Below are 24,692 nucleotides of genomic sequence, written 5' to 3' on the forward strand. Positions count from 1 at the left end.
GGGGGAGTGCAGGACCCACCTGTGAGCCCCCTCCGGTCGGCGGCCCCCCTCGGAGCCGTTCCGACGGAGCGGAACCGGGTGGTGCCCGACAATGACGCGGTCAGGAAGGCCTGGCCCCTGCATGTCAGGTTGGCTTGGCATTTCAGACGCTACTGGCAGCTGTGGCTCATGGCCCTGCCCGCCCTGGCCTTCACCTTCGTGTTCGCATACGTGCCCATGTACGGCATCCAGCTGGCCTTCCGGGACTTCGTCCCGGCCAAGGGGCTGACCGGGGGCAAGTGGGTGGGCTTCCAGTACTTCAGGCAGTTCTTCGAATCCCCCCTCTTTGGGTCGACCATGCTCAACACCTTCAAGATCAGCCTGGGGACCCTGGTGCTGGGCTTCATCGCCCCCATCATCCTGGCCCTCTTGATCAACCAGATCGGATCGCAGAAGGTCAAGGGGTTCGCCCAGACGATCACTTACATGCCCCACTTCATCTCCACCGTGGTGATCGTGGCCATGTTGAACATCTTCCTGACGCCGGGAACGGGGCTCATCGGCCGCTTCCTCGGGAAGACCAACGTCCTGGACAACCCGGATGCGGTTGCCCCGATCTACTGGATCAGCGAGGTCTGGCAGCACTGCGGGTGGAACGCCATCATCTACCTTGCCGCATTGAGCTCGGTCGATCTGAGCCTCTATGAGGCGGCCAAGATGGACGGTGCGGGCCGCCTCCAGCTGATCCGCTATGTGGACCTGCCCACCATCATGCCCACCTGTGTGGTCCTCCTGATCATGAACATGGGTTCGGTGCTTTCGGTCGGCTTCGAAAAGGTATGGCTCATGCAGAACGCCATGAACCTTCCCGGGTCCGAGGTCATATCGACCTACACCTTCAAAATCGGCATCCAATCCTTCCAGTTCAGTTACGGGACGGCTATCGGCCTGTTCAACACGGTCATCAACTTCGCCTTCCTGGTGGCCGCCAACTGGATATCCAAACGGGTCACCGACACCAGCATCTTCTGAATGGGAAGGACAAGGATCACGATCATGAACAAGACAGCCGTCCCCGCCGCCCCGGCATCCAAGACCAGGGGCTCCCGCATCCCATGGAACAGGCACACCCGCCAGCACAGGAGCGCCGGCGACCTGGCCGTGGACCTGGTCATCGCCCTCCTTCTGGTGGTCCTCCTCCTGGTGGTCATCTATCCCCTCTGGTTCATCGTCGTGGCTTCGCTGTCCAACCAGGCTGCCGTCTCCTCCGGGAAGGTGAACCTGTGGCCCGTGGGCTTCACCCTGGCGGGTTACCAGAGGGTCTTCCAGGACGCCAGGGTCTGGACCGGTTATGAGAACACGGTCCTGTACGCGGTGGTGGGCACGATCCTCAACCTGGTGGTCACCATGCCCGCCGCCTTTGCACTCTCCCGTGTGGAGTTCAAACCCCGAAGGGTCCTCCTCTTCCTGTTCACCTTCACCATGTACTTCGCCGGCGGTCTGATTCCCAACTACCTCCTGTACAAACAACTGGGGCTCCTGAACGACAGGTGGGTCTTCATCCTTCCCGGTGCCCTAAGCGTGTGGAACCTGATCATCGCCCGCTCTTTCTTCGAGACCTCCATACCCGAGGACCTCCATGACGCGGCCAGGATCGACGGTCTGGACTATTTCGGCTACTTCATGAGAATCGTCATTCCACTGAGCTCGGCCATCATCGCAGTGATCGGCCTCTACTATTTCGTGGGACATTGGAACGACTACTTCACCGGCCTGATTTACATTCGAGATGAAGCCAAGGAACCCTTGCAGAATGTGCTTCAGTCCATACTCCTGGCCAATCAGACCAACCAGATGGGCACCGGGAACGGTGGACAGAACGTCCTGCAGCAGCAGCAGCTTGCCGACCAGATCAAGTACGGGGTCATCATCGTCTCCACCCTTCCCCTCCTGGTCATCTACCCCTTCCTGCAGAAGTACTTCAACAAGGGGGTCATGATCGGGGCCGTCAAGGGATGAAGGGCCGGTCCGTCGACCGCATGGAAGCCGTGAGACTGGACCGGGGGACATCTCGCGTCCTGCAGGCCGCCCGGTCCGTCTGTGGTATGCCAGCCAGGCATCCTGGCACCGAAAAGACGGTGATGCGCCTGCCGGCGGATGGATGGGGGACTTCTCTGCATACGCGCGTGTAGCGCCTGGTCTCAGGGGGCATCCGGAAAAGGGTATGTGGCTGACGGTCCCTTCCTGGTTCACGCCCCGGACGGGTCCCTGATCTGCCTGTGGACCTCATACCGGATGGGTTCCTATGCCCTGACCCAGGCGGTCAGTCCCACCGGAGAGGTGGAAGGACCATGGGAGCAGAAGGGGGGTCCTGGATGATCGGGATGCTGGTCATGCCATGGTATTTGAAGACTTGGAAGGCAGGACCCTCCTGCTCATGTGCGCCAATATGACCAGGAGGGATGCCCTGGGCCGCAGGATGTGGCCGCGGGGCCTGATCCACGAGGTCCGTATTGATGCATCAGGAATTCGTCTGGGGCGGCACCGTGCCGATTTGGACGGCCTGGTCGACCCCTCGGCCGGGTCCGACTTCCTTCCGGCGGGACATCGCCGGATAGGGGAATATGAGTGCGGTCCAGCCGCAGGAAGGTGGCCCCATGCCGATGATCGATAGTGTCCGCTTGGTCAGAGGGCGGGATGGTTCCGCCGCACAGCTCCACGCCGTCGGTCTCCTGCACGATGGAGACAGGTGGCTGGCCTACGGAGAGGTCAAGCGTCAGGGTCCCACCTTCCAGGGGGTGGCTCTCTACGCCACTTCAGACTTCGTTGACTGGGAGGATCTGGGAATGGCCCTTCCTGTAGGCCGGCCCGGGGAGATGACGGGACCGGACAGGGTGATTGAACGGCCAAGGGTCCTCAGGTGTCCGGCCACCGGGCTTTACGTCATGTACATCCATGTGGAGGGGTCCGGGGATTATTCATACGCTCATCTGGGCACAGCCGTCTCACCCGTACCCACGGGCCCCTTCGTCCCCTTGCAGACCATGCGGTTCGGCACCAATCCCAGCAGGGACATCTATGCATTCCAGGACAGGGACGGGACCGGCTACATCCTTTCAGAGGACCGTGAGAGGGGGACGCACATCTACCGCCTCTCCGAGGATTACCTGAGCCTGGTGGAGGATGTGGTCTGCCTCAAGGGCCGGGACTACCGGTACGGTTATGAATCCCCGATCCTGGTCAGGAGGGGAGACACCTACTACTGGTTCGGTTCCCACCTTACCGGGTGGGAGTGCAACGACAACATGTATTCCACGGCAAGGGACCTACACGGACCCTGGAGCCCGTGGAAGCCCTTGGCGCCACTCGGTTCCGGGACCTATGGATCCCAGTGCGACGCCATCGTCCCCCTGGGCGGCGGGTGGAACGATGCCTCCGTCTACCTGTATATTGGAGATCGTTGGAGACCGGACGCCTTGGGTGACTCCCCCCTGGTCGCCCTCCCCCTGGTGCTGGAGGGGGACAGGGCCCGTCTCCTCTGGCGTCGACGGTGGGATGCCGGGGAAAGGCAGCGATGAAGCGGTTTGCGGTCGGTTACGAGTTCGTGTGCAGAATCATCCTCATGGTCTTCGTCGTCCATGTGGCCTTTCTCGCCCACACCCTCCTGGGGCTCGTCCTGGCCGGTTTCTTCCCCTCGGTGGCGGCCGCCTGCTCCACCTTCCGCACCTGGCTGCTCGACATCGGCGACCGGTCATGGACCGTCAAAAGAACCTGGACCACCTTTCATCGGGCTTGGAAGGATGAGCTCGCGGGAGCCAACCTCTTCGGATGGCCGCAGTTCCTGCTCTGGGGCCTCCTGGTCTGGGAATACTGGCTGACCATGACCAACGACATGGGGCATCTAGGCGTGGCCGTCAGCGGCCTTCTGCTTGTGATCAACCTGGTATACGGCCTCTTCGTCTTCCTGAGCTGGGCGGTGAGATCCAACTTCGATGAGGGGCCTTTCTGGGTGGTCAAGAACTCCCTGGTCATGGTCATCGTCCGTCCCTGGTGTTCCCTGATGATCCTGGCCCTCTTCATGATCACGGTCTGGGCCTACTACACCTGGCCCGGTCTCATGGTGGCCTTCGGCCTGGCGGTCCCCCTGTTCGCGGATATGGCGGCCGTTTACTCATGGGGCAGGCTGCCGGGCATGGATGTGCACGACCTGGAGCCAGACAGGGCCCTGGGCGGGGGACGGGCCCGCAGGGGGCGGAAATCCGAACAGGGACCTGGCCGTGACGGCCGGTGACCTGCCGTCACGACCTGCGTCTTTCGGGAGGTCCGTCCCCGGCCTGCCCGGATTGCTCACTGCCGGGTCAGGAGTTGCCGGACCCGTTTGTATTCTTCGTCGGTGATGGCCAGTATGGCCCCGTGGCGCTTCTTCATCCCTCCGAAGTCGATGTAGTCGGCCAGGGCCCAGTCCCCCTCGCAACGGGAGGAGAGGTCGGACGAGCGGAAGGAAAGATACCCACGGGCTTCGCCGAATTGATCGCACATGAGGCCGAAGGGCATGTCCCGTCCGTCGGGGCTCAGACGGTCGTCCTCGTTGTATATGAAGAGTTCGGGCCCTTCAAGGTATCTCGAAGAGTAGCGGCCGTTCCCGAACAGGTCGGTCAGGCTGGACAGGTATGACCAGGCCTGGTCGTCGTCGGTCCTTCTGACCTCCCAGGACGGGGCGTAAGGGTTGCGGGTGCGTTCCAAAGTGATCTGGTCCTCCTTGCAGGCCCGATACCACCAGCCGTCCGGAGCCTTGACCATGGTCGCGTCAATCACCCCGGAGGACTGGTCGATCCACTTGACCGGGGCGGAGAAGGTCACCAGGTCAGGGCTGGTTGCGTAGTACATGTTGGTCCTGTCGCCCAGCTCGTTGGCCAATCCCCTCACCCTGGCGACCGGGGCTTCCCCTGCTTCGCCGCCGTCGGCATTCTGTGCCCGCGTGGCCCAGAACACGATCCACTGGCGGGCTTCGTCATCCCAACAGGCCTCGGGGGCCCAGGCCATCCCGGCTCCGGGTATGTCCCGGGCCACGTCGACCAGGCGGGGCCGCCCCCAATGGATCAGGTCGTCCGAGTCCCATATGACCAGGCCGGTTGACCCGTTCACGGTGGCCATCCCCTCCTGCCATCCTCCCCGGTGGTAGATCGACAGGTCCGTGGCCAGGATGTGGAAGGCGTCGTCCGGCCCGCGGACGATGTAGGGGTCGCGGACGCCCCCCTCCCCCTGCGACCAGGTGAGGACCGGATCACCCCGTCTCCTGATGTCCTGCCAGTGCAGGCCGTCCCGGCTGACGGCGAAGTAGATCTGCTCGTCGGTCTCCGACTCCTCGTCACCGGTGAAGTGGACGAAAAGATAGGCCTGTGTCCGGCCGCAGGGGTTATTCAGGGCAATGTTCTTGGCCATGGTCAGCCTTTCTGGATGGGGTGTGCCGCATGCGGGAGCCGAGGCCGCGCACGGGCCGGGCCCTATCGCCTGGTGGCCGCCCGTCACGCCTGATACCCCCTGAGGAAAGTCTAGACTCAGGGCCGGGCCTCGCAGCCATCCCGTTTTTACCGGTGTCTTTTTACACTGGTGGGCATGAGCAGGCATCATCGCAACCGCAGCTGGGCCCCGTCTCCGGAGCCCCTGCCCGAAGGGACGGAGGTGGTCGACGACCACACCCACATGGCCTCGGTGGTCCCCTTCGCCGCCGAGATGGACAGACAGGCCAGGGACCGTGGGCAGGATCCGGTCCCGGTCCGTGACGTGGACAGGCAGTTGGAGGATGCCCGGGCGGTCGGTGTGACCGGGGCCATCGATGTGGGCTGTGAACTGCCCAATCTGCGCAGGGCCGTGGACCTGGCCCTGGAACATCCCGGCGTGGTCCATGCGGCCTTGGCCATCCATCCCAACGAAGCCGTCCTGCACGGTCACAGGGGTTCGCCCGGACCTGACGGCCTCCCGCTCGACTACCGGCCCTGGCACGACATCCCCTTCGAAGACGCCCTGGCCGAGGTGGACAGGCTGGCCAGGTCCTTCCCGGACCAGGTGGTGGCCATAGGGGAGACGGGGATGGACCTGTTCAGGACGGGGGCCGCCTCCGCCGGCCTGCAGCGCCAGGCCTTCCGTGACCACATCCGCCTGGCCAAGGAGCTGGGCCTGCCCATGCAGATCCATGACCGGGACGCCCATGCAGAGGTCGTCGAGACCCTCCTGGCCGATGGGGCACCTGAGTTCACCGTCTTCCATTCCTATTCGGGCGACGAGGCCATGGCACGGGTCGTGGCCGAACAGGGTTGGTATCTGAGCCTTTCGGGGACCGTCTCCTACAAGGGGAACGAACAGATTCGCCGCTCCCTGGCCATCGTGGGGCTGGACCACATCATGGTCGAGACCGACGCGCCCTACCTCACCCCCATGCCCTACCGGGGCAGGACCAACGCCCCCTATATGATTCCCTACACCCTGAGAGCCATGGCCGACGCCCTTGACATCCCCATCCAGGAGGTGGCGCGGGCCACCAGGAGGACCACCGAGCGGGTTTACGGAATCTGACCGGGGGGGGGGCAGAGACCCTCGTTTCCCCAGGGCTTACCGGTCCGCGAGGGGGCCTGAAGTGAATGATATCGTGGAGCCGTATGGGGCCGGGACCGATGTCCGCGGCCGGCCGCGCCCGGAATCCCGTCGTGGCAGTGAGGACGAGGGGACCCAAAAGGTGCTACGGTAGTCGTCGCGTGTGTCCCTTTCAGGGGGCGCGGAGAGAATTCGTGGCTTTGGCCGTTGGAGGGCTGTATGGCTGGTGAACACAATGGGTTGTCAGCTGAGGATGACATCGAGGGTAATGGTGGCGACCAGGCCGCCCACTTATCCCGTACGACCGACCGCGGCAGTGCGCAGGGCGGGCCTGCCCGTGATGTGAACGCCGGTGCCGGGCCGGAGGGGACCCGCTCCGAGGCGGCGGCGCGGCAGGCCGGGCAGCCCCGCCGGGCGGCCGCCAACCCCAGGACCACGACCCCTGATGGACACGCAAGGGGCAAGACCTCCAAGGATGCCGGGAGGCGGAAGGCTTCCATAATGCCGGGGGAGAGCATAACCAAGGCGCCCAGGACCTCGTTCAAGGCGCGGACCCCCGAGGAACAGGCCGAACTCAAACGGGTCCGCAAGGAGGCCGAAAAGCGGGCCGAACGCAAGACGGTCCCCGCCCGGGGGCCGCTGGGACGGTGGTGGAGGCGGATCCAGGCCTCGCCGGACCGGGTCAGCCTGGCCATGTGCGTGGTGGCCATGGGCGTGGTCTATGGCGACATCGGCACCTCGCCCCTCTACACCATGCAGGCCTTCGTGGCCGGGCAGGGGGGCATCCAGAACGTGGACCGCCCGGCTGTGCTGGGGATGCTCTCCCTGGTCTTCTGGTCCATCACCCTGATCACGACCGTCAAGTACGTCCTGGTGGCCATGAGGATCGACAACAAGGGTGAGGGAGGCATCTTCGCCCTCTACACCCTGGTGCGACGGTACGGCAAGTGGCTGGCCATCCCGGCCATGCTGGGCGGGGCGGCCTTCCTGGCCGACTCGGTCCTGACCCCTGCCGTCTCCATCTCCTCGGCCGTGGAAGGCCTGAAGACCATACCCGTCCTGGAGCCCGTCTTCAAGGCCAACGGGAATCTGACCATGGTCATCACCTTCGTCATCATCCTCGTCCTCTTCGCCGTCCAGTCCAGGGGGACGGAGAGGATCGGCAGGGTCTTCGGCAGCGTGGTCATGGTCTGGTTCGCCTTCCTGGCCCTGATCGGGATCTACTGCCTCGGCAACGACTGGTCCGTCTTCGCCGCCCTGAACCCGCTCTACGGTCTGGAATTCCTCTTCAGCCCGCACAACCCAGTGGGCCTGGCCATCATGGGGACCGTCTTCCTGTCGACGACGGGCGCCGAGGCCCTTTACTCCGACATGGGCCATGTGGGCAGGGGGAACATCTACGCCACCTGGCCCTTCATCAACGTGGCCCTGGTCTTCAACTACTTCGGCCAGGGGGCCTGGCTCCTGCGGAACAGCGGCAACCCCTCCCTGAAGTCGGCCACCGACATGAACCCCTTCTTCCAGATGATGCCCACCACGGTGCGTTACGTGGCCGTCATCCTTTCGGTGACCGCCGGCGTGATCGCCTCCCAGGCACTGATCACCGGGGCCTTCACCATGGTCTCCGAGGCCACGGGCTTGAACTGGATGCCCCACCTCCAGGTGCGCTACCCGGCCAGGACCCGTGGGCAGCTCTACATACCCACCGTCAACTGGGTCCTGTGCGTGGCCACCCTGACCGTCCTGGCCATCTTCAAGGATTCCGAGCATATATCGGCCGCATACGGTCTGGCGCTGACCATCACCATGATCACGACCACCATCCTCCTGGCCGCATACATCTGGCACGACCACAAGCGGGTGAGGGCCATCATCTTCGCCGTGGTCTTCCTGGCCATACAGACCCTCTTCTTCCTGGCCTCCATGACCAAGTTCATGCACGGCGGCTGGTTCACCATGCTCCTGACGGCGGCCATACTCTACATCATGTACACCTGGGATGTGGGCACCAAGGTGGAGCGCTCGCAGCGCCGGCACATGACGGCCAAGGAGTGCCTGCCCGCCCTGGACATGCTCCACAACGACTTCCGCATCCCCTACTTCGCCGACAACCTGGTCTACCTGACCTCCGACGCGGAGATGAGGCGTCTGGACACGGACATCTTCTTCTCCATCTTCGCCGACCATCCAAAGCGGGCCAGGGCCTGGTGGGCGGTCTCCGTCCAGACCACCGACGCCCCTTACACCCGTGAGTACTCGGTGGAGAACTTCGGGACCAACTACCTCTTCCGCGTGCGGATGAAGTTGGGCTTCAAGGTCGACCAGAACGTGGCCACCTACCTCCACCAGGTCATGCACGAGCTGATAGACAGCGGGGAGCTGCCCAAGCAGTCGTCCACCTATCCCAAGGTGGACGAAGACCCCCAGATCGGGACCATCACCTACGTCCTGATCCACAAGGCCCTGATGCCCGAGTCCAAGATCGACTCCCGTGGCGCCATGTCCCTCAAGGTCAAGTACGCCATACGCCACCTGGCCGGGTCCCCGATCAAGTGGTTCGGCCTGGCCCCGTACAATCCGATTGTCGAGGTCCAGCCCCTCTTCGTCTCGACCAGGTCCGTGCCCAGGTTGACCCGGGTTGCCCTGCCGAAGTCCAAGTGGGCCAAGGCCAAGCATCCGACGGCCTGAGGACGGTGGAGGGGCCGGTCTGGTCCGGCCCCCGCCTCCCCGCCCGGGCGTTTGCACCCCCGTCGCCTCTGCCCTGGCCGCTTGCGGCCCCGTCGAAGCCGGGTATATCAGGATACGGCCATAAAATGGAGGTGTTGGGCCGTATGACAAGCCCGTCCACGCGGCCGGTCGAAAGGTATGTGATGACACAAGCAGAAGCCAATATAGGCGTCGTGGGTCTGGCCGCCATGGGGGCCAGCCTGTCCAGGAACCTGGCACGGCATGGCAACACGGTGGCGGTCTTCAACCGCCATTACTCCCGCACCGAGACCCTGATGAACGAGCACGGGTCGGAGGGGCGTTTCGTCCCCGCCCACACCCTCCAGGAATTCGTGGCCTCCCTTACCAGGCCCCGCACGGCCATCATCATGGTCAAGGCGGGCGACCCCACCGACCAGATGATCAACGACCTGGCCGACCTGATGGAGGCGGGCGACATCATCGTCGACGCCGGCAACTCCTACTTCAAGGATACGATCCGCCGCGAGAAGGCCATCCGGGCCAGGGGCCTGCACTTCGTGGGCTGCGGGGTCTCAGGCGGCGAGGAGGGGGCCCTCCTGGGTCCCTCCATGATGCCCGGAGGGACCGATGAGTCCTGGGAGACCCTGGGCCCGATCCTCGAATCCATCGCCGCCCGGGCCGAGGGGGAGCCCTGCGTCACCCACATCGGCACAGATGGGGCCGGCCACTTCGTCAAGATGGTCCACAACGGCATCGAATACGCGGACATGCAGGTCATCGCCGAGTCCTATGACCTGATGCGGCGGGGGTTGGGTCTGGAGCCCGGCAGGATCGCCGACGTCTTCGAGGAATGGAACGAGGGGGACCTCAACTCCTACCTGGTGCAGATCACCGCCCAGGTGCTCCACCACGTGGATGCGAGGACCGGCAGGCCCTTCATCGACATCGTCAAGGACCAGGCAGGGATGAAGGGCACGGGCACATGGACGGTCCAGACCGCCCTGGACCTGGCCGTCCCCGTCACCGGCATCGGCGAGGCCGTCTTCTCCCGTGGCCTGTCTGCCTCGGCGGACCTGCGTGAGGAGGCCGCCCGCGAGGGCCTTGCCGGTCCCGTCCAGGAGGGGGGCCTGGGGGATCTGGCCTCCGATCCGGACCGCTGCAAGGCCTTCATCGAAGACATCCGCAAGGCTCTCTACGCCTCCAAGATCGTCGCCTACGCCCAGGGGTTCAACGAGATGGAAGAGGGGGCCAGGGAGTACGGCTGGAACCTGGATCTGGGTGCCATCGCCCGTATCTGGAGGGGCGGATGCATCATCAGGGCCAAGTTCCTCAACAGGATTTCGGATGCCTATGCATCCGGCGGGGAGTTCGGTTCCCTCCTCTTCGACCCCTTCTTCAAACAGGCCATCGAGGAGGCCCAGGACTCCTGGCGGAGGGTTGTCACAGCGGCGACCGGCGCCGGCATCCCCATCCCCGTCTTCGCCAGTTCCCTCTCCTACTATGACGGCCTGCGCTCCAGGCGTCTGCCGGCCGCCCTGATTCAGGGGCAGCGCGACCTCTTCGGCGCCCACACTTACGGGCGGGTCGATGAATCCGGTGCCTTCCATACCCTCTGGGCAGGTGACGGCAGCGAAATCAGGCAGGGCGATTGAGGCCTGCCGGACGGATGACGATCAGGGCAGGTGACTGACGGAGGGGACCTGCGGGACATCATTCCCGCAGGCCCCCTCCCTGCATTCCCGTAGCCTGGTCGGCAAAGCGGACAGGCCCTTCGGCGGGGTCCTACTCGGACTGGACCGGGTGGCCGCCGAAGGCCTCACGGAGGGCGGCCACCACCTTCATGGTCATCGGGTCCTGTATCTGTGAGGACTGACGGGCGTAGAGGGCGGTCGTGATGGCCGGCGTGGGTACGCCCAGCTCCAATGCGTCGGCGATCATCCACTTGGTCTCGCCTGTCTCCTCGGCCCGCCCGGCCACGTGGGCCAGGTGGGGGTCCTGCCGGAGGGACTGGGCCAGGAGGTCAAGGAGCCAGGACTGGATGACTGACCCCTTCCTCCAGGAGTCGATCACCTCGTCCGGGTTTTCGATCAGGTCACTGGCCTCCAGCACGGCGTAACCCTCGGCCAAGGCCTGCATCATCCCGTATTCGATGCCGTTGTGGACCATCTTTGCGTAGTGGCCGGCCCCGGTACCCCCGGCGTGGACCAGACCGGAGTCCCCGGCCGGTTTGAGTGTCTCCAGGATGGGGCGGATGCGCTCGACGTCCTCGTCCGAACCGCCCACCATCAGGGCGTAGCCGTCCTGCCTGCCCCAGATGCCGTTGGAGGTGCCCACGTCGACCAGGCCGATTCCCCTGGCTGCCAGGGCCTTGGCATGGCCCTGGTCCTGTGTGTAGCGGGTGTTGCCCCCGTCCACAACCAGGTCCCCCCGGTCAAGCAGGTCTCCCAGCTGGTCCAGGGTGGAATCGGTCGGGCCACCGGCCGGGACCATGACCCAGATGGCCCTGGGTGCCTCGAGGGCCCCGACCAGGGCCTGGAGACTGTCCACATCCCTGCCCGAATTCGGGGATATGTCATATCCCACCACCTGATGGCCCCCGGCGCGCAGGCGGTCAGCCATGTTCTTGCCCATTCGGCCCAGGCCGATCATTCCGATCTTCATGGTTCCACATCCTTTTCTTGACGTTTGCCGCATGGCCTGCGGCGGGCGGCCGTGCCCGGAGGGGCCCGGCCCTGTCGGTTCATGCATGTGCGGCGTGGGCCGCGACCTGATCCTGGAGTCCCAGGGCGTCGATGACCTCCTGCGTTTCGACGTCAGGGGCCATGCGCAGCCCCACGTCAATGGTCACGTGGATCTCATCCTCGCCCAGGGGTTCAAGGGTGTCGAACTGGGACTTGAGCATCTGGGGCTTCATGAAGTGCCCCTTGCGCTTTGAAAGGCGTTCCATGATGGAGTCATAGTCCCCGCTCAGGTGGATGAACACCACCCCCGGCATCCAGATTCGCTCCCGGTAGGAGCGCTTGAGGGCCGAGCAGGTGATCGTTCCGGGGACACCCCGCCGTATGTGGTCTTCTATCCAGGCGTGGATCCTGTCCAGCCAGGGCCAGCGGTCCTCGTCGGTCAGGGGGATTCCGTGTGCCATCTTCTCGATGTTGGCCTTGGGGTGGAAGTCGTCGGCCTCCGCCGCATCCCACCCCAGCTTCTGGCTGAGGTTGGCGTTCATCGTGGACTTCCCGCATCCGGAGACCCCCATGATGACCAGGATCGGGGTCTTGCCCCTCAGGTAGCCCCTGGGCACGTCATTTTCCACCGCCGAGGGTATCGGGGGTTCCGGGTGGGGTTCGATGCTGCGGGCGTCGGGGTCCAGAGGGCTCCTGTCTGTCGCTGTCATGTCTGCCATGTTCAACCTTTCTCGAGTGTGCCTGCCCTCATGCGGTCAGGGGGATGAAGAGGCCCAGGCCCAGGACCAGGGCCAGGACGACGACCGAGAGAAGGCACTCCAGGACCGACCAGGTCTTGAAGGTCTCCCCCACGGACAGGCCGAAGTACTCCTTGATCAGCCAGAAGCCGGCGTCATTGACATGGGAGAGGAAGATGGAGCCCGCCCCTATGGCCAGGACCAGGAGGGTCACGGCGGCAGGGGAGGCCTGCATCATGGCCATGGCCTTGCTGAGGATGCCCGCCGTCGTCAGGATGGAGACGGTGGCCGACCCTGTGGCCACGCGGACGAAGACGGCTATGAGCCAGCCCAGGAGGAAAATCGAGATGTGGGAGGATTCGACGAAGGTGCCGATGATCCTGCCGATGCCGGTCCCGACCAGAACCCCCTTGAAACCGCCGCCGGCACCGACTATGAGGAGGACGCCCGCCACTGGTGGCAGGGAGGATGCCAGGGAGGCGTTGACGGTCTTCCAGGAGATGCCCGAGGCGGCCTTCAGGGAGAGCATGGAGAAGACCAGGGCCAAGGCCAGGGCCATGACGGGGCTGCCTATGAAGTCGATCACCTGGGCGAACCCCTCCTTGGAGTCCTTGAAACCGGGAAGGGCGATCTCGAAGACCGACGTGAGCAGCATGAGGGCGGCCGGCAGGAGGATGCAACACAGCGAGAGGGCGAAGGAGGGTAGCCTGGTCTCCTCGACCCGGGCTTTCTCATTCTTGGCCATGAAATCAACCGGGGCCTGGACCGGCACCCAGCGGGAGGCGATGCGTGAGAAGGCGGGGCCGACCAGGACCAGGGCGACCAGGGCCACGGGGATGCCGAAGAGCATGGTCAGGCCTACGCTGCCCCCGGATTTGAACTGGCTGAGGGCCGCCAGAGGGCCTGGGTGGGGAGGGACGCAGGCGTGCATGACGGACAGGCCGGCCAGGGCGGGGATGGCCACCCGCATGAGGGGGAGACCGGTCCTGCGGGCTATCAGGATCATGACGGGGACCAGGATGACCAGACCGACCTCGAAGAACATGGGCAGCCCGATAAGGGCCCCGACCAGGGCCATGATCCAGGGTATGGAGGCGGCCGAAGACCTGGCTACCAGGGTGTCTACCACACGGTCGGTGGCCCCTGTGTCCACCAGGACCTGCCCGACCATGGCCCCCAGTCCTATGAGGATGCCCACGCTGCCCATCGTCTTGCCGAACTCGCCGGTGAAAGCGGTCAGGGTGTGCATGGGGCCGTAACCGGAGCCGATGCCCACCACCAGGGAGGCGGTCAGGAGGGCGATGAAGGGGTGGAGTTTGGCCACGGTGACCAGGAGGATCAGGACCACCAGGCTGAGCAGCAGGCTGACGCCGAGACGGACGGCATCGAGTTCCGGGGCGGGTGCAGGTGTCTGGCCCCGGGCGGCCAGTGTCTGAAGGACGCCTCCGCCTGCAGGTGAGGTGAACGGTGCCATGACTGCCTCTTCTCTGAGGATTTCGAAGGTCCTTGATGCCCTTCCGCATCGTCGGCCCCGAGCCTGCGGCCCCGACCTGCCGGCCCTCGGTGACTCAGGCCAACCCTACCCGATGCGGCTGGACGGAGTGTGCAACGACGTGCCGACAGGCGGGAACGGTATCGAATCGGTCCCTTGCGGCCCCTGTGACTCCTGCGGCCCCTGCGGCCACCAGGACCGGTGGGTCAGGCCCGTCCTTCCAGTTCCGCAGCTGCCTGGGCATCGAGGAGCCAACGGGTCTCCTGGGTTCCCCGGGCGAAGGAGCTGGGCACATGGGGGTCATCGGTCCGGCTGAGGGCCTGGGCCACCGCATGGGCCTTGGATGGGGTAGAGGTGAACATCCAGACCTTCCGCGACCGCCTGATCACCGGAACGGTCAGGCTGACGCGCAGGGGGGGCATCTTGGGGGAGTGGCTGACCCCGACCACCCGGTTGGCCGGGTCGTCGATGAGGACCTCTTGACGGTCCGGGAAGAGGGAGGCGAAGTGGCCGTCCGGCCCCACCCCGAAGATGGCCAGGTCGAAACGGGGGTCTTGGCCCAGCTCGCCCACCAGCTCGCGGTCATAAGCCCGGGCCGCCTCGGCCAGCCTGGCGTCATTCTCATCGTCGTCGGCCGCCTCGGCCTCTTCGTTGGTCCTGGAGTCCACCGGCATCTCATGTATGTTGGATTCGGGCATGAGGCCATCCGAGATCAGCTGGCCGAACCAGATGTCGCGGGCCTGCTTGGCGTTGCGTTCGGGGTCCGAGGGCTCCACGAACCGTTCATCACTCCACCAGAGGTGGACCCGGCTCCAGTCCACGCTCCCGGCGAGGGGGTGGGCGGCCACATCGGCGTAGAGGTCGCAGGCGTCACGTCCGCCGGTGAGGGCCAGGTCCGCACGGGGCCTGCTGGCAAGCACATCCCCCAGCTCGATGAGGATCCGGGCCGCCGTGGCCTGGTTGAGCAGTTCCGTGGTCGCGTATGTGGTGACGAGACGACCCGCCAACCCTTGTTCTGTCATATGTGGATCCTCCGATGTAGATTCCTGCAGGCACGGTGCCGGCTGTGGCCGGTCCTGCGCCCTTTCACACTATTATGCCCGGCATCGGCCATGGTCGACGGGGACCGTCCCGGCCGGCCAGGCTGGTCCGGGTTCAATCATGGTCCACCAGGGGCCACCCTCTGGTGATGACCTCCCCGTAGACCTCGTCCGGATCCAATCGGCCCAGCTCTTCATTCATGCAGTCCACATCGGTGCGCAGGGGGAGGGAGACCCCCTGGTCGGCCTGGCCCGGTTGGCTGATGACGGCCTGGTCCCCACGCTCCCGTTCCATGCCCAGAGTCCCGTCCTCCCGCTCGAAGAAGACGCCGGTGATGGCCTGGGCCCCCTCTTTGCGTTCCACCTGAACGGGGACACCCAGTTTCATGGCCAGCCAGGAGGCCAGGAGCTCCAGGGGGAGGTAGTGGGCCTGCCCGGTCACCCTCACCGACCTGATGGGCAGGTGGGGGGGCTGGTCCAGCATGGAGGCGAGCATGGAACGCCAGACCGTGGTCCTGGTCCAGGAGAGGTCCACGTCCTGGGGGGAGGGGTGGGCCAGAACCCTGTCGAAGGCGGCCTGCGGGTCCTCGGCGTGCATGACGTCCGTGATCCTGCTGACCGCCATGGTCCCCACCCGGTCTGCCGAAACATCTTCGGGGATATCGGCCGGCCACCAGGCCACCAGGGGGGCGTCGGGCACCAGGAGGGGGATGACCAGGGCATCCGAATGGCGCAGGAGGTCGGGCACGGGTCTGAGGACCACGATTTCGCCGGCCCCGGCATCCGAACCCGACCGGATCTCCGCATCCAGGGTGTGGCTGCCGGCATGTTCCGTACGCTTGGAGCAGGAGCATCCGTCCCCGGGTGCATCCTCCCGGCCGTGTCCGCCATCAGGCTGCCCGGGCCTTCCGGGCCCGCCGTCCTGCCCGCCTGCCCTGTTTCCGTCCTCGTCCTCACCCGGCCCGGGGTAGTCCCCCTGGTCGGTGACGATGGCTATGACCCGGCAGGGGTGTTCCCTGCAAGCGGTGTTGACCGTTTCAAGGGCCCCTTCCAGGTGGGCCGACCTGGTGATGATGACCAGGGTGAGCACCCGGCCCGTGGCGGCTTCTCCGCGTTCCACGTGCAATTCGTCGATCTCGTCGGCCAGGGCCGACGTGGTCGTGTCCGGCATGGTCACAATCATGGCATCCTCCAGTGGTGTCCGTCTCGGGCCAGCATGAGGTCGGCCTCCTGCGGCCCCCAGGTGCCCGCCCTGTAAGGCTGGGGCTGGCCCTGTGTGCTCCAGAACTCTTCGATCGGATCCAGGATCTTCCAGGAGAGGTTGACCTCTTCCGTGGTCGGGAAGAGGGGTGGGTCGCCCAGAAGGACATCCAGGATCAGGCGTTCATATGCTTCGGGGGAGGCTTCGGTGAAGGAGCGTCCGTATGAGAAGTCCATGTTCACGTCCCTCACCTCCATGGCCGAGCCCGGCGTCTTGGCGCCGAAACGGAGGGTGACCCCCTCATCCGGCTGGACCCGGATGACCACGGCGTTGGCTCCCAGCTCCCGGGTGGCGGTTTCCTCGAATGGCAGATGAGGCGCCCGTTTGAAGACGATGGCTATCTCACTGACCCTCTTGCCCAGCCGCTTGCCAGTGCGCAGGTAGAAGGGGACGCCGGCCCAGCGCCGCGTGTCCACATCCAGCCTGACGGCCGCGTAGGTCTCGGTGCGGGAGGAGGGGTCTATCCCGTCCTCCTCCAGGTAGCCGACCACCTTCTGGGAGCCCTGCCAGCCGGCAGTGTACTGCCCCCTGGCGGTGTGGGCGGCCAGGTCACGGGGAAGCCTGACGGCTGAGAGGATCTTGGCCTTCTCGGCGGTCAGGTCGGAGGCCGAGAACGAGACCGGTTCCTCCATGGCGGTCAGGGCCATCAGCTGGAGGAGGTGGTTCTGGATCACGTCACGGGCGGCCCCGATCCCGTCGTAGTAGCCGGCCCTGCCGCCGATGCCGATGTCCTCGGCCATGGTGATCTGCACATGGGACACGTAATTGGAGTTCCAGACCGGTTCGAACATCATGTTGGCGAATCGCAGGGCCAGTATGTTCTGCACGGTCTCCTTGCCTAGATAGTGGTCTATCCGGAAGACGGAGTCAGGCTCGAAGACCTCGGAGACCACCCTGTCCAGGGCGATGGCGCTCTTCAGGTCATGGCCGAAGGGCTTTTCGATGATCACCCTCCGCCAGGCCCCCCGGGTGGACCGGGCCAGGCCGGACTCGGCCAGTTGCCGGGCCACCACGGGGAAGGATTTGGGCGGCACCGACATATAGAAGGCGTGGTTCCCCCTGGTGCCCCTGACCCTGTCCAGTTCCGAAACGGTTGCCGAGAGGTTGCGGAAGGCCCCGGCCTCGTCGAAGCTCCCTTTGACGAACCGCATCCCCTGGCTGAGTTGGCGCCATGTGGATTCGTTGAACGGGGTCCTGCTGTAGGCGCGGACGTTCTCCTCGGCAAAGGAGGCGAAGGTCCTGTCGTCCCAGTCGCGTCTGCCGAAACCGATCAGGCCGAACCCGGCCGACAGGAGGCCCCTGTTGGCCAGGTCATAGACGGCCGGCAGGAGTTTCTTCCTGGCTAGGTCCCCGGTCACCCCGAAGATGACCAGGGAGCTCGGACCCGCGATCCGTGGCATTCTCAGGTCCCTGGAATCGACCAGGGGGTTGCTCCACGGGGCCGTCCGGGGTTCGGGGTCGCCGGCGGGCCGCGAAAGTGCTGATGTCTGCATGCTGCTCCTCACAATACCTTCTCTAGAATTCTAATTGCCCGGCCCCTGCCCGTCACCCATTTCCCCGCAACCGTCATACAGGTCACACGCGGCCTACAATGGCGCTATGATTCCGAACATAGAACAGGCCGAGGCCCTCCACCGCAAGTATGCCCCCTCCAAGGCCGCTTATGACCTGATTCACACGCACTGCGTCATCATCTCCATCATCGCCCGCGACACGGTCCGCAGGGCCAACGCCCGCTACCGTCAGGCCCAGGGGCAGACGGTGGCCCAGGAGGAGCTTCTGGCCGGGGCGGAGGACAAGGGGCAGCCGACGGGAACGGTCCCGGACCATCTTCTGGATGAGGACCTGACGGTGGTGGGAGCCCTCCTGCACGACATGGGGACCTACCTGATTCTCAAGGACGACGGATCCGACGGATCCACAGTGACCTTCCAGGGGGAGCGCTACATCGAGCACGGAATCCTGGGCTACCGCCTCCTCCTTGACGAGGGGGTGGACGAGTCCGTGGCCCAGTTCGCCCGTAACCACACAGGTGTGGGACTCACCCGGGCCCAGGTGGAGAAGGAGGGTCTCCCACTTCCTCCGGACGACTACATCCCCGTCAACCAGGAGCAGGAGGTCGTCATGTATGCGGACAAGTTCCACAGCAAGCACACCCCCCCCATCTTCGTGTCCGAGGCCACGGCCGCCAAGCGCAACGCCCGTTACGGACAGGCCAACCTGGATCGGTGGAAGGTCCTGGTCGAACGTTACGGGGTGCCTGAGTTGGGCGGCCTGGCCGGCCGGTACTCCATGCAGGTGGTCTGACCCCTCCCCTTCATGGGCGGACGGGACGCGGCCCCCACCAGGACCGGTACCGTCTGCCGAAGCTTTCGAGCATCCAGGATTCCGGGTGGTAGGTCCCCCTTGCGAGGAGGTCGGGTTTCCTGCATGCCAGGACGGCCTGTAGGAAGGCCTCCATGCCGGCCCTGCCGAAGTCGTAGGGGGCCGAGCACCAGACGGGATCGACCTCCAGCACGAAGGGTCCGGCCTTCTCGTGGCCCGCCATCCCGGGTCCTCCACAGAAGACCAGGTCGATGCAGACGGCATCCAGGTCGGCCTTGGCCGCCGCTTCGACGGCCGCCGCTTGGGCCAGGGGGCGGAGGGCCGGGTCGAACCGCGCCCCGTCGAAGACGGTGACGATCGTCCGATCGGTTTCCCCGGCGTGCAGGCAATAGCCGCTGGAGTTCACGGCCCGGCCCCCGACCACGGTCACCCGCCATTCCTCCCGGATGGCGGTGAGATGCCCCTCCACCTGGATGAGGGCATCATCCGGCGCGGCGCGCAGGTCGGCCTTGAGGGTCTCAAGTGACCGCCGTGCCGCACGGAATCCAGTCACCCTCCCCTGGCTCACCTGGGACCAGGGGAGGGTGCCCAGGCCAGGCGGAAGGGCCTTCCAGGAGCGTATTCGGCCGGCTTCGGCCAGGATGACCCTGCGACCCAGCAGGTTCCGGTCCAGGCACAGGGGCCAGGAGGGGGAGGGGGCCGCCAGGCGTATGGGCGGGCGCCCCAGGGATTCCAACCAGGCATTCTGGGCTATGAGCTGCCCAGGGCTGGTCCAGACCGCCTCGTCAGGGCCGATGCCTTCCACAGGGGACAGGCCGTCATGCCTGACGATCCTCCAGTCCCGACTCCCATCCAGGGCGCTGGACATGGTGTCGGCGATCCAGCCCTGGTGGGAGATGACATGGCAGACCCGCTCCCTCCCGCCGCCGATTTTCATGGCCTTCATTGTAGCCGGATTCCCCGGGTCAACCCCTCTTCCCTGACTGCTGAAAACAGGTTTCACCCCCGTGAGGGGTTATGGTACGGGAAGGTGCAGCGAGGCCAACGCCGAAAGTTGCGACTTGCAGTGCCGTCCGTACGGGGCTTTCATCCCATCGACCTTTGGAGGAAAAGACATGACGACGACAATCGCGGTATTCGTAGGTTCGCTCAGGAAGGACTCCATCAACAGGCGTCTTGCGCGGAGCATGGAGGCCCTGGCCCCGGAGGGGACTGAGTTCGTGTACGCGAACATGGACCTCCCCCTGTACAACCAGGACCTGGAGGAGGACTTCCCGGACGAGGTCACCAGGGACAAGGAGCTCGTGGAGAGGGCCGACGGGGTGCTCTTCGTCACCCCCGAGAACAACCGCAGCTACACGGCGGTCATCAAGAACGCCATCGACTGGTGCTCCCGCCCATGGGGGAAGAACTCCTTCGCGGGCAAGCCGGCCGCCATAGCCGGCGCCACCCCGGGCGCCCTGGGGACGACCCAGGCCCAGCAGGCGCTGCGCAACGTCCTCCTCTTCCTTGACATCAAGGTGATGGGACAGCCCGAGATGTACTTCGACACCCGCACGGGCTTCGATCCCGACGGGAATCTGGCGCCAGGCTCCCGGGACTTCGTCCGCGGTTTCACCAAGGCCATGGTCGACCACATGATCAGTTGACGATGAACCGCTCGTCGTAGGACCCGTCATCCCCGTTTTCTGAGGTGAGCACGATGACGGCGCAGTCCCTTTTCCTTGAGACCTTTCTCAGGGTCTCAAGGAGGGTGTCCCATTCGCCGGGCTCCACCCTGCCGGTGGGTTCGTCGGTGATCAGGACATCGCACTCGCAGCACACCGCCCTGGCCACGCTGGCCAGTTCACGGTCGAAGGCATCAAGGTCGGCCACCCTGGTCTCCACCAGCCTGTCCGGGAAGCCGACCTCTTCCAGGAGGTTTCTGGCCAGGTTGGGCTTGGGACCCAGGAAGGTCCTCCCACAGGCATCCATCGTGTACACCAGGTTATCCAGGGGGCTCAGGTCTTCGCGCAGGGCGTCCCGGCCGAAGACGGCGCCGATCTGGTGGCCCCGGTAGTCGGAGGCCTCTATCTGCCTGATGTCTGTCCCCCGGAAGAAGACGGTGCCGGCGGAAGGGGCTTTCAGACCCGTCATGATGGCCATAAGGGCGGCGCGCTGGGCGGCGGTGGCGGTCACGACCGAGTAGAGCCTGCGCAGCTGGAAGTCGAGATCCAGATCGCTCAGGACCTCCTCCTCATGCCCGTGGGCCTTCCTGGACGCGCTCACGTGCTTGAGGGAGAGGACGGGGTAGCCGCCGGGGACCAGCACCTCCTCGTCGTCACCGGAGACGGCCAGGTCTGCCACCTCCATGTCGTCCTCTTCGGTGATCTCCTGGTCGATGACCACGTTGAAGCCAGGCTCGTCAGCTTCGGCATCCCCTGCCTCCGGCTGGCCGGCATCGGCCTCCCCGGCGGCGTCGACTGTCATATCCCGCTCTTCTTCATCATCGCTCATGCGGTCTCCTCAAGGTCGTTTGCGTAAAGCTGCGAGGTTCTGAAGGCGAACACCCGGATGGCGGCGAGGAGGGCGATGACGGCGCAGACCGCCAGGCCATACAGGCCCACCCGGCCGATCAGGTCCCAGCCCGGCACCTGGGCCGAAGCCTTCAGGGCGCCAATGGCCCGCATGACGGGCTTGGTCAGGCCTGCGCCCAGACCCAGTCCGACAAGCAGGCCGGGAAGGGTCACCATCAGGGTCTCCATGGAGAACTGCCAGCCCATCCGGGCCTTGTGGACACCCACTGTGACCCCCATGCCGATTTCATTGGCCCGGTTGGACAGGGTCAAGGCCAGAAGGAGGGCCAGGGTCAGGCCTGCGACCACCCAGATGACAGTCAGCCCGGTCTTGACCCGGCCTGCGGCCTGGTGGAGGGGTTCCATCTTCCTGGCATAGGCCTCCAGGGAGGGTGAGGTCACATCATACTTGTCGGCCTCCAGGCCGGAGTTGTGGAGCATCTTGACGAACTCGCGGTAGATGGCGGGCGACTGCAGCTTGAAGGCCACATGGAGTTCGTGTCCGGCGGCCCCCGGTTCGCTGGCCGTGTCGAATCCGCCGGATGAGAAGATCTGGTAGTTCACGTAGACGGCATCCGCGGCCTTGGCGTCCGAGGCCTGGTCCTTGTATATGCCGGCCACCTTGAGCTCGGTCGTCTTCTTGGGGTCTTTGGGGTCCACGATCTTGAAGGAGTCGCCCACCTTGGTCTTGTTGGCCTGGGCGGTGCTTTCGGAGATGAGTGCCATGCTGATCATGTTCGGGTTCGAGGAGGTGAAGTCCAGATCCTTGCCCTTGACCACCTTCACGGACCCATGGGGGCCTTTGTTCTCGGCCTCCCGGTTGGCCACGCCGACCAGGGAGAAGACCCCGTTCCCGGAGCCTGACTCGTCCGAGGCGGGATGCAGGCCTTTGGTCTTCACATTCGAGGTCTCGTAGAAGTAGGCGCTGTACTGCATGCCGGAGCTCTGTGCCACCTGGGCGTAGATGTTGTACTGCTTCCAGGTCTGAGGTTTGGCCCCGCTCCCCTTCTTGGGGGTGATGATGGCATCCGCCGGCTGGACCTCGTACCCGGTCGTCTTCGAATCCTGGTCGGCCTTGATCACCGTCGCCCCCGACACCGACAGGGCCGAAGCCGCGATGCAGGTAACGACGAGCAGGACGTTGCGCCATGGATGCCGCCCGATGGCTGCCCACGCGTTCTTGAGAACGAACATGTCACCCTTTCCTGATGTTCCATCGCCGGCGACGGCCGAATCCGGCGGGTGCCCGCCGGGTGGCGGCACCGGCACAGCAGGCCCTGCCCGGTACCGGGCCGACAACCATTTGCCGGTCTAGTGACGATGATACCAAGTTCGCTCAACCATATATGGAAGGTGTCTGTGAGCCGTCTGGAAATGGGACGATGCCCCTTGGCCCACCCACAGCGGGCGGGTCAAGGGGCATCGGTGGCTGCCGGAGCGGGCCGCAAGACCCTTGGCGGCAGGGTCGGGACCGTCAGGCCTTCTGGTCGTCCGCGTGGGAGAACCTGCGCACCCTGAGCGAAATCAGGAGGGCGATGACGATCAGGACGATGGTGAACCATATGCCGTAGTGGGTGCCGTTGGTGAAGGCGGCCGCCTTGTCGACCTTTCCGGCCCTGGTCTCGCCGATGGCCAGGAGACTGGTGGCCACGGCGGTGGCCACGGCGCCGACGATCTGCTGCATGGTGTTGATGATGGTGCTGCCGTCGCCGGACTGGGCCCCGCTCAGGGAGTTTAGGGCGTAGGTCTGTGCCGGTGACATGGCCAGGGGGCAGCCGATCATCAGGATGATATGGGCGGCCACCACATAGGCGGCAGGGCTGGCGGGGCCTGCAAACAGGAGCATGACGGCGCCGATCAGGGCGATGACGAATCCTGTGCGCACGGGGATCCGGGCTCCGAACCCGTCATAGAGGCGGCCTGCGAAGGCCGAGACCAGGGCGTTGATGGCCCCTCCGGGCAGCATGAGAACGCCCGTCATCGCGACCGGAATGAGGAGCCCCCTCTGGAGGAATTGGGGCAGGAGGTACATGGAGGAGAGGATGACAGCGAAGTCCAGCATGACCAGGCTGGCCCCCGAACGGAAGGCCGGGATGGAGAAGATGCGCAGGTTGAGCACCGGGTGCTCCAGACCCAGCTGACGGCGGACATAGAGGACCAGGGCCACCAGGGCGACCGCCAGGATGACCAGGGTGACGGGTGAGACCCAGCCATACTTGCCGGCCAGGCTGACGCCGGCCACCAGGCCGCCGAAACCGATGATGGATTCAAGGATGGAGGGCAGGTCGGGCTTCTGACGGGTGATGGTGCCCACGTTCTTGAGGAAGAGGAGGGCGAAGACCAGGGCGACGACCAGGAAGGGGACGAAGAGCCAGAAGATCCAGTGCCAGGTGAGGCTGCCCAGGATGAGGCCGGTCAGGGTGGGCCCTATGGCAGGCGCGAACATGATGACCAGGGCGCACATCCCCATCACCGTGCCCAGCTTGGCAGGAGGGAAGATGAGCATGGCCACGGTGAACATGAGGGGGAGGACCAGGCCGGTCCCGATGCCCTGCACCAGGCGGCCGGCCAGGAGGACCCCGAAACCGGGGGCCAGGGCCGACATGACCGATCCGACCAGGAAGGCAAGAAGGCCGAAGATGACGGTCTGCCTGGTTGTGAACCACTTGGATATGAGGCTGGAAAAGGGCAGCACTATGCCGATGACCAGCATGTACCCGGTGACCAGCCACTGGACCGTGGCATTGGTGATGCCGAAGCTCTCCATCAGGTTGGGCAGGGCTATGTTGAGCGAGGTCTCACTCAGCATCCCCACGAAGGCCCCGATCATCAGGGCCGCTATGGCGGGCCACGGATGTTCTATCTTGATTCTCGCTCTTCCCTGGGCAGCGTTTGAGGCTGTCTGTTCCAAAATCCGATTCTCCTCTCGAAGGCAAACAGAGTGACATAGTAGGTGTTTGTCGTCATCCTCGTAAGTCGGACAGGCCGGCAGGGGTCTTGCATGCAGCACTTCCTCCCTGCCACCTGGGCAGGGGGGCGAATCCTTGCCCTTCCTTGGAAAAACGGGCATCTTCCGCCCTCGTCCAGGTCCGGGCCGGGAGTGCGACACGCCGGGCCCCCGGCCTGCGGCGGCGGAGGCGGTCAGGCCGGGGGTCGTCTCCGCCTCTCCGGGCTTCCGGGCCGGCCCCGTGCGGATGGCCTGGGATCGCGCCGTCTTCAGCGAACAGGGCAACATGCCGAGCCCTGAACTTGGTAAGCTCTAATGCGTTGCCCGGCATGGCAGGGACCCCCAAGACCATGGACCCACCGGATGATTTCCGAACTGGCGGTCCGTCCAGGAGGC

The 24,692-nt window shown here is 65.1% G+C and carries 21 protein-coding genes; 10 read left to right on the plus strand and 11 right to left on the minus strand.

What is annotated here, in order from left to right:
* The first annotated feature begins 78 nt into the window (after positions 1-78).
* The 5 genes from V6584_RS06955 to V6584_RS06975 all read left to right on the plus strand — a co-directional run bounded on the left by V6584_RS06955 (position 79) and on the right by V6584_RS06975 (position 4,270).
* Complete coding sequence (locus V6584_RS06955; protein ID WP_340470002.1) at positions 79-1,011, plus strand: ABC transporter permease; 933 nt, start codon at positions 79-81, stop codon at positions 1,009-1,011.
* A gap of 24 nt (positions 1,012-1,035) precedes the next feature.
* On the plus strand, positions 1,036-1,998 hold the full coding sequence (locus V6584_RS06960) for a carbohydrate ABC transporter permease (protein WP_340469875.1): 963 nt from the start codon (positions 1,036-1,038) through the stop codon (positions 1,996-1,998).
* 207 nt (positions 1,999-2,205) lie between these two features.
* Positions 2,206-2,358, plus strand: coding sequence for a hypothetical protein (locus tag V6584_RS06965; protein ID WP_340469874.1), 153 nt, complete (start codon positions 2,206-2,208; stop codon positions 2,356-2,358).
* A 278-nt stretch (positions 2,359-2,636) separates the two neighbouring features.
* Positions 2,637-3,557 carry a family 43 glycosylhydrolase gene (locus tag V6584_RS06970; RefSeq protein WP_340469873.1) on the plus strand — a complete coding sequence of 307 codons (921 nt, stop codon included), beginning with the start codon at positions 2,637-2,639 and terminating at the stop codon, positions 3,555-3,557.
* Entirely contained in the window at positions 3,554-4,270 is a 717-nt protein-coding gene (locus tag V6584_RS06975) for a YesL family protein (RefSeq protein WP_340469872.1), read from the plus strand. The genes V6584_RS06970 and V6584_RS06975 overlap by 4 nt, the downstream gene beginning before the upstream one ends.
* Positions 4,271-4,326: 56 nt before the next feature.
* Here the strand turns inward: V6584_RS06975 and V6584_RS06980 are convergent, their stop codons facing one another.
* The gene (locus V6584_RS06980; RefSeq protein ID WP_340469871.1) at positions 4,327-5,421 is read right to left on the minus strand and encodes an alpha-arabinofuranosidase; all 1,095 of its coding nucleotides are present in this window, start codon (positions 5,419-5,421) and stop codon (positions 4,327-4,329) included.
* 174 nt (positions 5,422-5,595) lie between these two features.
* Between V6584_RS06980 and V6584_RS06985 the strand changes: the two genes are divergently transcribed.
* The 3 genes from V6584_RS06985 (at position 5,596) to gndA (ending at position 10,910) form a co-directional block, all read left to right on the plus strand.
* Positions 5,596-6,552, plus strand: a complete 957-nt coding sequence (locus V6584_RS06985) for a TatD family hydrolase (RefSeq protein ID WP_340469870.1) — start codon at positions 5,596-5,598, stop codon at positions 6,550-6,552.
* Between the two features lie 519 nt (positions 6,553-7,071).
* Positions 7,072-9,258 carry a KUP/HAK/KT family potassium transporter gene (locus V6584_RS06990; RefSeq protein WP_340470001.1) on the plus strand — a complete coding sequence of 729 codons (2,187 nt, stop codon included), beginning with the start codon at positions 7,072-7,074 and terminating at the stop codon, positions 9,256-9,258.
* A gap of 182 nt (positions 9,259-9,440) precedes the next feature.
* Positions 9,441-10,910 carry an NADP-dependent phosphogluconate dehydrogenase gene (gene gndA / locus V6584_RS06995; protein ID WP_340469869.1) on the plus strand — a complete coding sequence of 490 codons (1,470 nt, stop codon included), beginning with the start codon at positions 9,441-9,443 and terminating at the stop codon, positions 10,908-10,910.
* 130 nt (positions 10,911-11,040) lie between these two features.
* Here gndA and gnd read toward each other — a convergent pair whose 3' ends face one another.
* The 6 genes from gnd to zwf all read right to left on the minus strand — a co-directional run bounded on the left by gnd (position 11,041) and on the right by zwf (position 17,962).
* Complete coding sequence (gene gnd, locus V6584_RS07000; protein WP_340469868.1) at positions 11,041-11,952, minus strand: phosphogluconate dehydrogenase (NAD(+)-dependent, decarboxylating); 912 nt, start codon at positions 11,950-11,952, stop codon at positions 11,041-11,043.
* A gap of 46 nt (positions 11,953-11,998) precedes the next feature.
* Entirely contained in the window at positions 11,999-12,658 is a 660-nt protein-coding gene (locus V6584_RS07005) for a gluconokinase (RefSeq protein WP_340469867.1), read from the minus strand.
* A gap of 28 nt (positions 12,659-12,686) precedes the next feature.
* A complete protein-coding gene (locus V6584_RS07010; RefSeq protein ID WP_340469866.1) occupies positions 12,687-14,150 on the minus strand; it encodes a GntP family permease in 1,464 nt (487 codons plus the stop codon).
* A 224-nt stretch (positions 14,151-14,374) separates the two neighbouring features.
* Positions 14,375-15,190: a 6-phosphogluconolactonase gene (gene pgl / locus V6584_RS07015; protein ID WP_340469864.1), complete on the minus strand. Its 816-nt coding sequence runs from the start codon at positions 15,188-15,190 to the stop codon at positions 14,375-14,377.
* Between the two features lie 133 nt (positions 15,191-15,323).
* A complete protein-coding gene (locus V6584_RS07020; protein ID WP_340469863.1) occupies positions 15,324-16,391 on the minus strand; it encodes a glucose-6-phosphate dehydrogenase assembly protein OpcA in 1,068 nt (355 codons plus the stop codon).
* Positions 16,388-17,962, minus strand: coding sequence for a glucose-6-phosphate dehydrogenase (gene zwf, locus V6584_RS07025; RefSeq protein ID WP_340469862.1), 1,575 nt, complete (start codon positions 17,960-17,962; stop codon positions 16,388-16,390). Before zwf ends, V6584_RS07020 begins: the two co-directional genes overlap by 4 nt.
* A gap of 106 nt (positions 17,963-18,068) precedes the next feature.
* Here zwf and V6584_RS07030 point away from each other — a divergent pair, with 106 nt between their 5' ends.
* A complete protein-coding gene (locus V6584_RS07030) occupies positions 18,069-18,776 on the plus strand; it encodes an HD domain-containing protein (RefSeq protein WP_340469861.1) in 708 nt (235 codons plus the stop codon).
* A gap of 10 nt (positions 18,777-18,786) precedes the next feature.
* Here V6584_RS07030 and V6584_RS07035 read toward each other — a convergent pair whose 3' ends face one another.
* A complete protein-coding gene (locus V6584_RS07035; protein ID WP_340486335.1) occupies positions 18,787-19,731 on the minus strand; it encodes a hypothetical protein in 945 nt (314 codons plus the stop codon).
* Between the two features lie 178 nt (positions 19,732-19,909).
* On the opposite strand from V6584_RS07035, the gene V6584_RS07040 reads away from it, so the two are divergent.
* The gene (locus tag V6584_RS07040) at positions 19,910-20,443 is read left to right on the plus strand and encodes an NADPH-dependent FMN reductase (protein ID WP_340469858.1); all 534 of its coding nucleotides are present in this window, start codon (positions 19,910-19,912) and stop codon (positions 20,441-20,443) included.
* Here the strand turns inward: V6584_RS07040 and V6584_RS07045 are convergent.
* From V6584_RS07045 to V6584_RS07055, 3 genes are all read right to left on the minus strand, one after another.
* Positions 20,436-21,290 (minus strand): ATP-binding cassette domain-containing protein, encoded by an 855-nt coding sequence (locus tag V6584_RS07045; RefSeq protein ID WP_340469857.1) that lies wholly within the window; start codon positions 21,288-21,290, stop codon positions 20,436-20,438. The two genes, V6584_RS07040 and V6584_RS07045, sit on opposite strands and share 8 nt — an antisense overlap.
* Positions 21,287-22,543, minus strand: coding sequence for an FtsX-like permease family protein (locus V6584_RS07050; RefSeq protein WP_340469856.1), 1,257 nt, complete (start codon positions 22,541-22,543; stop codon positions 21,287-21,289). Before V6584_RS07050 ends, V6584_RS07045 begins: the two co-directional genes overlap by 4 nt.
* A 280-nt stretch (positions 22,544-22,823) precedes the next feature.
* Positions 22,824-24,260 (minus strand): DHA2 family efflux MFS transporter permease subunit, encoded by a 1,437-nt coding sequence (locus tag V6584_RS07055; protein ID WP_340469855.1) that lies wholly within the window; start codon positions 24,258-24,260, stop codon positions 22,824-22,826.
* Positions 24,261-24,692 lie beyond the last annotated feature (432 nt).

It is taken from the genome of Bifidobacterium favimelis, assembly GCF_037963085.1.
Classification (GTDB): domain Bacteria; phylum Actinomycetota; class Actinomycetes; order Actinomycetales; family Bifidobacteriaceae; genus Bombiscardovia; species Bombiscardovia favimelis.